Source organism: Salipiger bermudensis HTCC2601 (genome assembly GCF_000153725.1).
Classification (GTDB): Bacteria; Pseudomonadota; Alphaproteobacteria; order Rhodobacterales; family Rhodobacteraceae; genus Salipiger; species Salipiger bermudensis.
Window position 1 is genome coordinate 140,086 of the sequence record NZ_DS022278.1, and the last position, 12,150, is coordinate 152,235.

General features: G+C 63.2%; 12 protein-coding genes and 1 pseudogene. 5 read left to right on the forward strand and 8 right to left on the reverse strand.

Annotated elements, in window-relative coordinates:
• Nucleotides 1-10 precede the first annotated feature (10 nt).
• Nucleotides 11-862: a cation diffusion facilitator family transporter gene (locus R2601_RS23270; RefSeq protein WP_007803328.1), complete on the reverse strand. Its 852-nt coding sequence runs from the start codon at nucleotides 860-862 to the stop codon at nucleotides 11-13.
• Nucleotides 863-925: 63 nt separating this feature from the next.
• Between R2601_RS23270 and R2601_RS23275 the strand changes: the two genes are divergently transcribed.
• The 4 genes from R2601_RS23275 (at nucleotide 926) to R2601_RS23290 (ending at nucleotide 4,165) form a co-directional block, all read left to right on the forward strand.
• A complete protein-coding gene (locus R2601_RS23275) occupies nucleotides 926-1,276 on the forward strand; it encodes an ArsR/SmtB family transcription factor (protein ID WP_007803330.1) in 351 nt (116 codons plus the stop codon).
• An 833-nt stretch (nucleotides 1,277-2,109) separates the two neighbouring features.
• A complete protein-coding gene (locus R2601_RS26725; RefSeq protein WP_144266944.1) occupies nucleotides 2,110-2,301 on the forward strand; it encodes a hypothetical protein in 192 nt (63 codons plus the stop codon).
• Between the two features lie 126 nt (nucleotides 2,302-2,427).
• Entirely contained in the window at nucleotides 2,428-3,258 is an 831-nt protein-coding gene (locus R2601_RS23285) for a type IV toxin-antitoxin system AbiEi family antitoxin domain-containing protein (RefSeq protein WP_040546007.1), read from the forward strand.
• The gene (locus R2601_RS23290) at nucleotides 3,248-4,165 is read left to right on the forward strand and encodes a nucleotidyl transferase AbiEii/AbiGii toxin family protein (RefSeq protein ID WP_007803334.1); all 918 of its coding nucleotides are present in this window, start codon (nucleotides 3,248-3,250) and stop codon (nucleotides 4,163-4,165) included. The genes R2601_RS23285 and R2601_RS23290 overlap by 11 nt, the downstream gene beginning before the upstream one ends.
• A gap of 79 nt (nucleotides 4,166-4,244) precedes the next feature.
• On the opposite strand, the gene scpB is transcribed toward R2601_RS23290, so the two are convergent.
• Together scpB and R2601_RS23300 are read right to left on the reverse strand one after the other, a co-directional pair.
• Nucleotides 4,245-4,841: an SMC-Scp complex subunit ScpB gene (gene scpB, locus R2601_RS23295; protein WP_007803336.1), complete on the reverse strand. Its 597-nt coding sequence runs from the start codon at nucleotides 4,839-4,841 to the stop codon at nucleotides 4,245-4,247.
• 3 nt (nucleotides 4,842-4,844) lie between these two features.
• Entirely contained in the window at nucleotides 4,845-5,729 is an 885-nt protein-coding gene (locus R2601_RS23300) for a DUF1403 family protein (protein WP_040545950.1), read from the reverse strand.
• Between the two features lie 156 nt (nucleotides 5,730-5,885).
• Here R2601_RS23300 and R2601_RS23305 point away from each other — a divergent pair, with 156 nt between their 5' ends.
• On the forward strand, nucleotides 5,886-7,001 hold the full coding sequence (locus R2601_RS23305; RefSeq protein WP_040545952.1) for a tyrosine-type recombinase/integrase: 1,116 nt from the start codon (nucleotides 5,886-5,888) through the stop codon (nucleotides 6,999-7,001).
• A gap of 113 nt (nucleotides 7,002-7,114) precedes the next feature.
• Here the strand turns inward: R2601_RS23305 and tnpC are convergent, their stop codons facing one another.
• From tnpC to repC (R2601_RS23335), 5 genes and pseudogenes are all read right to left on the reverse strand, one after another.
• Complete coding sequence (tnpC, locus tag R2601_RS23310; protein WP_007803340.1) at nucleotides 7,115-8,665, reverse strand: IS66 family transposase; 1,551 nt, start codon at nucleotides 8,663-8,665, stop codon at nucleotides 7,115-7,117.
• A gap of 54 nt (nucleotides 8,666-8,719) precedes the next feature.
• Nucleotides 8,720-9,073 carry an IS66 family insertion sequence element accessory protein TnpB gene (gene tnpB / locus R2601_RS23315; RefSeq protein ID WP_007803341.1) on the reverse strand — a complete coding sequence of 118 codons (354 nt, stop codon included), beginning with the start codon at nucleotides 9,071-9,073 and terminating at the stop codon, nucleotides 8,720-8,722.
• Nucleotides 9,067-9,477: a transposase gene (locus tag R2601_RS23320; RefSeq protein WP_007803342.1), complete on the reverse strand. Its 411-nt coding sequence runs from the start codon at nucleotides 9,475-9,477 to the stop codon at nucleotides 9,067-9,069. The genes tnpB and R2601_RS23320 overlap by 7 nt, the downstream gene beginning before the upstream one ends.
• A gap of 81 nt (nucleotides 9,478-9,558) precedes the next feature.
• Nucleotides 9,559-9,762, reverse strand: a pseudogene (repC, locus tag R2601_RS26305) (replication initiation protein RepC); the annotation flags it as partial.
• Between the two features lie 1,114 nt (nucleotides 9,763-10,876).
• Entirely contained in the window at nucleotides 10,877-12,091 is a 1,215-nt protein-coding gene (gene repC / locus R2601_RS23335) for a plasmid replication protein RepC (RefSeq protein ID WP_007803345.1), read from the reverse strand.
• Nucleotides 12,092-12,150: the final 59 nt, after the last annotated feature.

Below are 12,150 nucleotides of genomic sequence, written 5' to 3' on the forward strand. Positions count from 1 at the left end.
CATGATGGAGTTAGTCAGCTTCCACCAAGTCACTCCGGGCATCGCGGATGATCATCCACGACGAATGCAGGAAAAGCCCCGCGATCGCGAACGCGACGATCAGGTCGGGCCATGCACTGCCAAGCCACGCGACCAGCCCGGCGGCGATGACCACGGCGAGGTTGCCGATGGCGTCGTTGCGAGAGAACAGCCAGACGGCTCGCATATTGGCATCACCCTTGCGGTGCTTTAGCAGCGGCAGCACCGCGAGGATGTTTACGATCAGCGCACCTACCGCGAAGGCTCCCATCAACCCGGCTTCTGGCGTGGTCTGGTTGAGGACACGCCAGAGCGTGCTGCCGACAACGCCAAGGCCCAGAAGGCCCAGAAACACGCCTTGGATCATCGCCGACCGCGCCCGCCATGTCAGGCTCCAGCCGATGGCGAGCAGGCCCAGAAACGTGATCGCACCATCGCCCAGAAAATCGAGCGCGTCTGCCTTCAGCGCCTGCGAACCGGACAAGAACCCGCCGAACATTTCGACCACGCCGTATCCGAGATTGAGCGCGACCACGATCCAGAGCGCGCGGCGATAGCTCGGGTCCTTGTAGGCCGGATCGGACGATGTATCGCCGTCCTCGATCTTCTCGAAACCGTAGCCGGTCGCGTCGAGCGCGGGCCGCACTTTCGGCAGATCGCCGTCCGCGATCCGCAATGTCATGATGTGGGTGGCGGCGGACACTTTCACGTCGCCTTCGGCCACGCCCGCAGACCGGGCCGCGCGCTCGATCTCGGCGGCATCTTTCGCGCAGTCCATGCCTTGCACCCGCATTCGGATCGGGGAGGAGGCTGTCGCCAACTTGCTGTTATCGGGCTGGCTCATGTGCGATCCTTTTTGTGGTGGCGGGCGAAAAGGTACGCTGCTAACGTATCAGTGGATAATGATATGACAGCGCAAAACATTCAAGACGATCTTTCGGCACCCGATACACTGGAACTGCGGGCAAAGCTCTTCCGGGGCCTAAGCGATCCCAGCCGTCTGACGATCCTCGATGCGCTGGTGTCGGACGAACGCAACGTGCAGGAAATCGTCGGGCATACGGGTTTGGGTCAGCCCAACGTCTCGAACCATCTGCGCTGTCTGCTGGAATGCGGGCTGGTCAGTCGCCGCAGCAAAGGCCGCTTCGTTCGGTATCGTCTGGCGGACAGGCGGGTCGCCGATCTCATCCGTGATGCAGATCAGCTACTTGCCTCGACAGCCAACGGAGTTGATGCCTGCCAAAGCTATACGGACTAACCGGCGCGACCTGCTGCAATGTCCTATCGGTGCGCCAAACCTGAAGCAGCCATCTGCGCATCCGCAGCGAATGCACCCTTTGTCCGCATTGCCAACCTTTTTCCTCTGAAAATGCTGCGCGATGGACAAATGGCCGGTCTAATAAAGCTGCACCGCGGCGATCGGCAAGCGATTGAACTGCAGGTCTGGGCCGGCTTAGCGTCTTTGCCCCTTGAGCGAGTTTTCATCAGGTATTCACACCATTACTGTCAGTATCATGATGCTCAACCTTGAAGGGTGCCGATTTTGGACATGAACCACGAACTTACCAAGCGGCACGTCGACGCCCTGCGAAAGCTACGCGAGGAATGCGACTATGAGGATTCTAGATGTGGCGGCGAGCTAGTATTTGTACTTCGCAACAAGCTGTCGCCCGGGATCGGTGACAAAACGCTTTCGGATCTTGAGGGTTGGAGGTTGATTGAGGCTGGCACCAACAAGTGGTTCGGGACCCTTGGATATCGCATCACGGAGCTCGGCCGACACGAGCTCGCAGGCTTTCAGCAGAAGCGGCCGAAACCAAAAACCATGGACAAGCTGCGGCCCCTGCCGTCTCGTCTAGGTAAATCAAAGGGGCGGTTTGAGAGATAGCGATCTGACGCATATTGGCTTTCAATCCGATAGCCAGTGATTGGCTGGCTTTGGGGAGTTGCACTGCAGCGACTGACCAAGCGACGTAAGTCCGCAATGGGGCCGAAATGGATCTGAGTCTGGATGAAGGACCTCGTCTTGGGGTGATGCCGCCGTCATTGCGGCCTCGGCCCTGACCTGTTGCTTCGTGCCACGTGCACCGGATGACCATTTCCGTCCCGACGCCGCTGCTCGGCATCGAGCTGCTCGGAGAGGCCGCACTCCCGGAACCCGCCGTTCGACTGCCGGCGCAGCAAGGCTTCGGCGGCAATGGTAGCTACACTTCAGACGAAGCGTTTGGACAAAAGGAAGTGTCGGTAGTCGCTGCGGTCCGACGGCGCGTCGTGCCGAACTAGAGCGGGTCCCCGCGCCACCCCCAAGCCCCTTGAGAGATTCATTTTTGTCCATCCTTGATGGACCATCTCACAAATTCCTAAAGAAGCGAGTGGTGATCTCTTTAAAAATGCATAATTATGTCGCGCATGAGTGGACAAGAGCACGAAAAGCTAAAGAACCTTCTTGAGGCTGTCCCCGCAGGGTTCCTCGTAGACTCCCCCTGGCTTGAACACCATGGGGTAGGCCGGCGCTCATCCTACGCCTATGTCCAACGCGGTTGGCTGGAACGCCTTGACCGCGGCGTCTTCCGGCGCCCCGCACCAGGCAGAGCCACCACGAACACACTCGACTGGAAGACCTGCCTGCTCTCGCTCCAGCACATCATGCACTACCCTGTCCATATCGGCGGGGCGACGGCATTGGGCCTGCAAGGCTATGCGCACTATCTCTCACTCGGCGACAAGAGCACGGTCTGGCTCTACGGCGCGAAGATCCCCAACTGGCTCGAGAAACTGCCGCTCAACGCCGACCTGCGCACCCGCAACGTATCGCTGTTCTCCGATCCCGAGCTGGGTGTCGATGACGCACGACGTAATCCCGACGAGACGGCATCAACCCTGCCATGGGACTGGAAGCTGGTCATGTCCTCGCCGGAACGCGCGGTCTTCGAGGCGCTGGACGAGTTGCCGGATCAGGAGAGCTTTCACACCCTCGACATGACGTTTGAAAGCCTGACGACGTTGCGCCCGAGAACCCTCTCGGCACTGCTCAGCAGTTGCAAGAAGATCAAGGTCAAGCGCCTGTTCTTCGTCTTCGCCGACCGCCACGATCATGCCTGGCGCAAGCGTCTCGATCCAAAAGACTTCGACCTCGGCAGCGGGGATCGCGCCTTGGTCAAAGGCGGCAAGATACACCCGCGCTACAGGATCATGGTGCCCGACGAGTTTGCAAGAAAGGAACGTGGTCATGGCGCGTGAAGACTATGCCGCCCAGGTGGCGCTACTCGTCCGGATACTCCCGCATGTCGCTAGGGAAGAGGTATTTGCACTCAAGGGGGGCACGGCCATCAACCTCTTCTATCGCGACCTTCCGCGCCTCTCGGTCGATATCGATCTGACCTATCTGCCTGTCAAAGACCGCGCCGAAAGCCTCGCCGAGATCAACGACGCGATGGACCGGATTGCCGCCGCCATCGAAGGCGGCATCGCCGGCGCCAAAGCACAGCGCATTGCCGGCGGTGGCGGTGGCGCTACACGCGTACTCGCCCGCCTCGGCCGGGCCGAAATCAAGATCGAAACCTCCCCCGTCACCCGCGGCGTCGTGCATGATCCGGAACACCGCGACGTCTCCGAAGCCGTCGAGGATGCGTTCGGATATGCGGAGATGAACATCGTCTCCTTCGAGGATTTGTTCGGCGGCAAGCTACATGCGGCCCTTGATCGCCAGCACCCTCGAGACCTCTACGACGTCAATCTGCTCTACGAGAACGAAGGCTTTACCGACGCGTTGTTCCGCACCTTTCTGGTCTACGTCGCGAGTTCACCACGCCCGCCGCACGAACTGTTGAACCCGAACCTGATCGATCTGGACCAGCCCTACGCGCGGGAATTCGAGGGCATGACGAAGGAAGCCGTCGACCTGGGGGAATTGATCGCAACGCGCGACCGCCTGATCGGGGACATCCAATCTCGGATGAATGAGGGCGCGAAGAGGTTCCTGAGAACCCTGCATGACGGCGCCCCCGACTTCGACGCGATCGATCGCCCTCAAGCGGCCGAGCTTCCAGCCGTCAGATGGAAGCTCATCAACGTGCACAAGTTGAAAGCAAACGATCCCAAGAAGCATGCCACCCAAGGGGAGGAGCTGGAGAAGCTCCTCGGCTGAACAAGGGGCTTGGGGAACAAACTGCTCGAAGAGCTCAGGCCTTAAGCCCAAGGTCCCTCGATGCGCGCGCCGCCAGTTCCTACGAACCGCCTTCAAGCCCCGCATCTACCAACTGCTCCTGCTCCGGCAGGTCCGCGAGCGTCTCCAGCCCAAACGCGACCAGGAACTGCGTGGTGGTGACGAAGGTATAGGGCGCGCCACGCTGAGGCGCCCTTGGCCCGGTCCCGATCAGCTCTCGTGCATGCAGCCGCCCGATCAGGTCGCGGCTGATCTCCTTGCCGAAGATGTCCTTCAGCCCGTCGCGCGTGATCGGCTGGTGGTAAGCGATGGCAGCCAGCACCGCGACGTCAAAGGCGCTCAGGTCCTGCAGCTGGTCGCCGACATCCGCCGCTGCACGGATCGCGGGCGCATAGGCCGCGCGCGTGCGGAAGATCCAGCCGCCGGCCACCCGGGCGAGTTCGAAAGCCCGGCCCTCGAGATCGGCGGCGAGGTCCCCGACCAGCAGGTCGACCGAGGCCCCCTGCCCCACGACCCGCGCCAGATCCTCGCGCGGAACCGGCGAGGCAGAGGCAAAGAGCACCGCCTCGATCCGGCGCATCCATTCGCGCCAGCGCAACTCCGGCGGCAGGTCCGCCAGCTCGCGATCGATGTCTGCGTCGCGTCGATCCCTGGGCATCGTTCAGACCCCGTAGAGCCGGAAGGTGTCGCGGCCCGTCAACTCGCGCACCGCCCCGAGATCGACCAGACGGTCGCAGAGCCGCCGCGCGGCGCGATCGGGCAACGGCAGGGCCGAGGGCGCCACGGCATCGCGGGTCAGGAAGATCTCGACGGCGGCGCCCGCGCCCTTGGCTCGCAGCTTCGGCGTGACCGCCGTCAGATGCGCCGCCCGGCGGGTGAGGTCGGCAGAGAGGCGCAGCGCCTCGACCGCCGATGCGAGAAGGGCGCGATGACCGGCTAGTCGAAGATCATCGCCCTGCTTGCGCAAGTCGGCACGCGTCACGCCCGCGGCCAGCAGCGGGACCAGATGAGGCCAGCCAAGCGCCTGCGCGAGGGCGGCATCGGCCAGCACCAGCGCCGGTGTCGTCGCGCGCGGGGCCTCGGACAGCACCGCCTCCAGCACCATCGCCGCGCGGGTCACCGGCGGTCCGCGTCCAGCGTCGAGCCATGTGGCGATCTGGCCCGGCGCGGCGCCCGGCAGCGTGCGGGCCAGCGCCTTGACCGAGAGGGGCCGCTCCGCAGCCCGGCGCCATTCAAGGCAGGTTTCCCCGGCCGGTCCGGGCAGGTCGCCGGGGCGCAGAAGGTGGATCGCGTCGCGTAGCTCCGCCGCCCGCTCCGGACGCCCGGAAAACGCGACACAGGCCTCGGCCGCGCGCAACGCCAGCCTGTCTCGCAGCAGGGCGTGCGGCGCCTCTTCGCATGCCAATACAAGATGGAGATGACTTAGCGCCGCGCCCGAAAAGAACGTAGCATCTTCAAGGGTTTCCGCGCGCGCGGAAGAAATCCAGGAGGGTGTCCCGGACGGGGTGCCAAGGGCGCTGAGGGGATCCGGGCGGGCAAATGTCATGGCCGAAGCCTACAGATGCGCGGCGCTTTTTACCAGAGAATAGCGCGCTAAACGCCCCGGCTTGCCGGACGCTATCATGTCCAATAAGTTTATATTATCGGACACACAGAGATATGCTCGGAAGCAGTTCAATTTCATTGCCGGATTCAGTCAAAGTTGCCCCCAGAGACCGATAAACCGACGTCGATGCTCTCCGGTGAGCATGAGGCTGCGCGGGCTGACGACAGAGATCAGGGGGAAAACGCTGGCATCGCCTTGCCCTCTTACGTCGCGGGCTCCGGCACGTTGGACCGATTGGTGGACACCGCCCGCGAGTATGCCCGTGCCGCAGCCTCGGACAACACGCTGAAGGCCTATGCGAAGGATTGGGCGCACTTCACACGCTGGTGCCGGATGAAGGGCACGGAACCGCTACCGCCGTCACCGGCGATGATCGGACTCTACCTCGCGGATCTGGCATCCGGGTCGGGCCCCTCCCCTTCGCAGTCGGCGTTCCGGCCCCTATCCGTCGGCACCATCGAACGCCGCCTGTCGGGTCTCGCGTGGAATTACGCGCAGCGCGGCTTCCCCCTCGATCGAAAGAACCGGCACATCGCCACGGTTCTGGCCGGGATCAGGCGCAAGCACGCGCGCCCACCAGTGCAGAAGGCCGCTATCCTGGCCGATGACATCCTCGCGATGGTCGCCACCCTGCCCTATGATCTGCGCGGGCTTAGGGATCGGGCCGTCCTGCTGCTCGGATATGCCGGCGGTCTGCGCCGTTCGGAGATCGTCAGCTTGGACGTACACAAGGACGACACGCCGGATTCCGGCGGCTGGATCGACATCCTCGACAAAGGCGCCCTTTTGACGCTCAATGCAAAGACCGGCTGGCGGGAGGTGGAGATCGGCCGCGGTTCGAAGGATCAGACCTGCCCAGTCCACGCGCTCGAACAATGGCTGCACTTCGCAAAGATCGACTTCGGGCCCGTCTTCGTCGGCACGTCAAGGGATGGCAAGCGCATTTCGGGCACTCGCCTCAACGACAAGCATGTGGCGCGGCTGATCAAGCGCACGGTGCTGGACGCCGGCATCCGAGCCGAGCTGCCGGAACAGGAGCGCCTGGCGCTGTTCTCTGGTCACAGCTTGCGCGCCGGGCTCGCCAGTTCAGCGGAAGTCGACGAGCGCTACGTCCAGAAACAACTGGGGCACGCCTCGGCTGAAATGACCCGCCGCTATCAGCGCAGACGCGACAGGTTCCGGGTGAACCTGACCAAGGCCGCCGGTCTCTGACCACCTTACCCCATCACGCCGCCTGACCGCTTAGTCTGCGATAGAACCTGCGCTCAAGATCTCACTCCCCTGCCCCGGCTTTTTCGTAAGCGCTGTCTGCGCCTCACTCGTGTTCAGCTTGACGGGTTGAAGTTCCAGGGCAGGAGCTCGTCGGTCCTGCTGGCCGGGTGACCGGCGGCGATGGCCTCGAGGGTCGCCTTCAGGTAGGCGAAAGGCTCGACGCCGTTGATCTTCGCGGTGGCGATCAGGGAGGCGATGCGAGCCCATGTGCGGCCGCCCTCGTCGTGGCCGGCGAAGAGTGCGTTCTTCCGTGTCAGGGCGATCGGGCGGATCAGGTTCTCGATGGAATTGGAGTCCATCTCGACGCGGCCGTCGCGAAGGAAGGTCTGCAGGCCGCCCCACTGTCGGTGGATGTAGGTCAGCTTCTCGCCCAGGCGCGACTTGGCTGAGACACGCAGGCGCTGTGCGTGCAGCCAATCACCGAACTCGACCACGAGGGGTGCGCTGCGGGCCTGACGGGCCGACAGGCGTTGGCCCGGGCCCATGCCACGGATCTCGGCCTCGATGCGGTAGAGCTCGGCAATCTGGCGCAGACCCTCGGCGGCGATTTCCGAGCCGTCGCGGTCAAAGACCTCCTTCAGCTTGCGACGCGCATGGGCCCAACAACGGGCAACCGTGATCGGCGCGCCGCCCTTGCGGGAGGGGCGCGTCAGTCGATCGTAACCGGTATAGCCATCCAGTTGCAGGATACCGTCGAAGCCCTGCAGGATCTGCTCGGCATGGGCGCCAGCACGGCTTGGGCGATAGGTGAAGACCACGCCGGGCGGGTCATCGCCGCCCCATCCACGATCATCCCGGGCAAGCGCCCAGAGGTAGCCGGTCTTGGTTCGGCCACGGCCCGGATCCAACGCCGGGGCGGTCGTCTCGTCCATGAAGAGCTTGGTCGATCCCTTCAGATGCTCGGTCAGCCGATCGACCACGGGGCCGAGGTGGAAGGCCGCCGTGCCAGCCCAGTCCGCCAAGGTGCTGCGGTCGAGCTGGATGCCGGAGCGCGCCAGGATCTGGCTTTGGCGGTAGAACGGCAGGTGGTCCGCGAACTTGGACACCAGCGCGTGTGCGATGGCTCCCTCGGTCGGCATCCCGCCTTCGATCAGCCAAGGTGCGGCGGGCGCTTGGGTGACCCCATCCGAGCAGATGCGGCAGGCATACTTCGGCCGGATGTCGACCAGCACACGAAGCTGTGCCGGGATGATGTCGAGGCGCTCGGTGCGGTCCTCGCCGATCCGGTGCATCTGGCCGCAGCCACATGGGCAATCGAGACTGGTGGGTTCGATGACACGCTCGATGCGCGGCAGGTCCGCAGGTAGATGGCCGAGGTTGCGCTGCCGTGCCCGGCGCGGCGTCGTGGTGGATGGCGCAGCCTGTTCCTTGCGGGTCTCGACCTCGGCGACGGCGGTTTCCAGGTCTTCGAAGGCCAGCTGCCGATCATCATCGCTCAGCTTCTCGGACCGCTTGCCATGCACGACATGGTTCAACTCGGCCACGAGATGCTCGAGGCGCCGGTTTGCGTCCTTCAACGCACCATTCTCCTGCAGCAGCGCCAGAACGGCGGCGCGCTGGCTCTCGGGGATCGCGGACAGGTCGATGGGCGGAGCGTTGGACATGCGCAGATTATACCGCGCCAAATGCGTCGATGCCCGGGCATTCCCGGGGGCGAGTCACTCTGCCACAGCCGGTCGGCGGACCTCCAGTGACCGCACCCGGCGCCAGTCCAGCCCGGCGAACAGGGCCTCGAACTGTGCCCTGTTCAACGTCATCGCCCCGTCGCGGACCGCGGGCCAGGTGAAGCTGCTTTCCTCCAACCGCTTGTAAGCCATGACCAAACCGCTGCCGTCCCAGAACAGGATCTTCAACCGGTCGGCCCGCTTCGAGCGGAAGACAAAGACGGTGCCGGTAAATGGGTCCTCAGCCAGCGTCGACTGGACCAGCGCTGCGAGACCGTCATGGCCTTTCCGGAAGTCCACCGGCTGTGTCGCCACCAGGATCCGCACGCCCTGCGAGGGCATCAGCATGGATGCGCCTCCAGCGCGTGGACTATCTCGGCAATCCGGGCCGCGGGCGCATCCTGTGCGAGCTCGATGATGACCGAACCCCGGACAACCCTAACTGGCGCCTCGGCGCGGGGCCGCTCGGGCTCGGGGGCCGTCGTGGTCTCATCCCGGACGATCAGAGGTGCGAAAACCGGCTCATCGGTCTCGACCGCAGGCAGCACGAGCTTGCCATCCTTGGCCAGCCGCCGCCACGCCGTCAGCTGGCTCGGCATGATCTCGTAGCGCGCGGCGACACCTGACACCGTCACCCCAAGCTCCAGGGTCTCGGCCACCGCCTGCGCCTTCACATGATCCGGCCAACGCCTCTGCCCCGAGGCGAAGACTTCAACACCAAGCGCCGTGAGGAACGAACTCTTTGCGAACATTGCGAAACGCACTCCTTCTCTTCGGATGCGTATCAACTCGCAATGGCTGATCCCGTCGGCAATGTGGGGCGGCGACACCGCTTACGCTTTTTCGACCATGGTGCGGAGATAGCCGCCCAGCAAGGCGACCTCACCCGCGCAATGTTCCTCGAAGACAATGGCCAGTGCTGCTGTCGCCACCTGCTTGCCCGGAGGGCCCTGCGCTGTGTTCTGGCCATGCTCTGAGACTGCGATCATCAGCGCCAAAAGACACGCGACCCAATGCAGGTCGTTCCAATTTGAAGTGGTCCCACAACACCAGACAGCCTGAGAAGCTTGCCGCTTCCGATGACGAGGAAGAACAGCGCGTCTGGCAAACGAAAGATTTACGGCAACGAGGTCAGGGAGAAGGTGGCGCTTGAGGCCATTGGTGGCGGGCTGACAGTCTCGATCTGGTGGTCAAGCACGGCGTGCGGCAGTCCCTAGTTAACATCTGGAAGCGGAAAGCCCTCGAGAGTATGTCCGAAATCTTCTCCGGCAAGGCGGAGGCGAAGGCCAGCGAGACCGAGAAGTTGCACGCCAAGATCGGCAGCTCATGGAGGGATGGTTTTTTACCGAAAGTCTCCAGACCGTGAGCGTGGCTCGGAGGCGAGAAATGATCGATCCAGAACATTCTTTGCTGCCGTTCCTCCAGCGATGCCCACTGACCTAAGTTAGCCGATCGGATTGCTATGGCCCGGGCAAGACCGAGACATTACTAAACCTGGCGTTGAAGACGTTGGTCAGTCGGCGGTTCATGGAAATCCAGTTCTACGGCGGCCGTCAGATGGCAAGCGCGTGCCCAACCAAGGCTACTGCGTCGGGCGTAAACGCTGCCGGCGACTGATGGGCGATGGGCCTACGCGCTGACGACCAGAGCGTAGGGCTGACGGTCTGGAACCCGCTCGCCGCCGAGCTCTTGTCGGGGGCACTCCCGCGAATGCCGGTCGCCCCGGACAGTTGGGAGGCGCGTGGCTGCACCGTTTCGCCGATCTACAAGTATGAGCGGCTTTGGAATATCGTCGATGTTTTAGCGACATTGCCTCCGTGTACGTAGATCGAAGCGGTTCGGATCACTCTCGTATGGCTAATGAGCTGTCGGTAGGAGCTCGTATTCCACCTCGCGAGCTGCGAGCGTGGTGTGTTTCTGCTGCGTCTCAAAACCTGCCAGTCTCTGCTTTTCCGAGGCGATCAGTGGCTTCATCAGCTTCCCAAGCGGTGGAGTTCGAGTAGGCCAAGTCGTAGACTTTCCCCTGCTTGACCGTGTGTTGTCACTCACGGGTTTCCTTGCTTTGGGTCTGACTGTCTCGTTCGAGGTTTACTGCGGACTCAGACACTGGTTCACAGCTGTGAACGTTGCCGGAATTCACAGCTGTGAACCCTATGCAGCCGAGCGCCGCGAAAGTGCCACTACCATTGGCGCGCAGCTGAAAGTTCCGGCGGCGGCACGCTTTCCGAGATCACGCAGGTAGGCGCCCGGAGACCGGATCTCTGAAAGACGTTCAAGCATCGCCGCGATCACCACGGCAGCCTGATCTCGGCCCATATCCCGTTTCACATCCTGCCATGTCGTTGACTGTATTCCCAGCATCGGAGCGATCCTATCAGCGGCGTCGAAGAATTGCGACCAGTTTCGGATTGGATCGGGTTGGAAGCTGCAGAACTCGGGACAGCTTGCCAGAACAAAGGCTAATGGAAGGTTAGACGGTCGCGCGGTGCTGATTGCGTGTTCGGAAGCTCTCGGCGAACGCACAAGTTGCGGACGGGGAAATGCCGTATCGAGTACGCTTTCTGTCCTGCCCTGTTCAGATTCAATAGAGTCTTTCTTTGAACTCTGATGGTGCTGCTCATTTCTGACGTCAGAGGTGCTCAGTTCGACCGTTTCGGCAGGAATAACCATGGCCTTGGCAGCCTCGACGGCAGACGCGAGAGTGTCGCGGAGCTCGCTGAGCTGGTGCTCGGTAAGCTTCCTGCGCAGGGTCCGTGCCGAGAGCCGGGCGAGGTCTTCGTAGGCATCCCAGGAGGGGTCGGAGGGGGCCTCGGTGCGGCCAATCTCGGTGAGGGCCTCGAGGTCGCGGCGCATGAGGCTCACGACATCGCGGAGATGACGGATGCGCAGATCCCGGTCACGCTGCGCCTGTGCGGCGTCCTCGAACTCGGCGAACCGGCGCGCGAGCGGGGCGAGGTCAAAGCCGTAGGCAACCTTGGTTCCGCCGAAGCGTCGAGCATAGCGCTTGCCGTTGGGACTGTCACGGCGGGTGATGATGCCGGCGTCGACCAGCCGACCGAGATGGCGCCGCATGGTCGAGGAAGGCATGCCGTTCAGCCGCTCGCAGATCGAGGCGTTCGACGGATGCACCACAAGTGGGCCGTCGTCGAGCGCCAAGTCGGTCCGCGGGTGAAAGCTGATGAGCGCCTGGAGCACCGCGAGATCGCGGTCGGACAGCGCGTAGTCGCCCCGACAGGTTGAAAGCGCACGAAGCGCTTGCCACTTGTCGACGGTGGGGCAGGGCGCTTGCGTCGCCTGCGGCGTGGCCGCGAGCGACCGGGCATCACGAAGCGATCGCCCGAAAGGCGTGATGGGATCGTAGTCCATGTTTTTTCACGAAGACAAAGAAAAACCGTTCCGCGAATCGATTTCGACTTGCGGTGAGC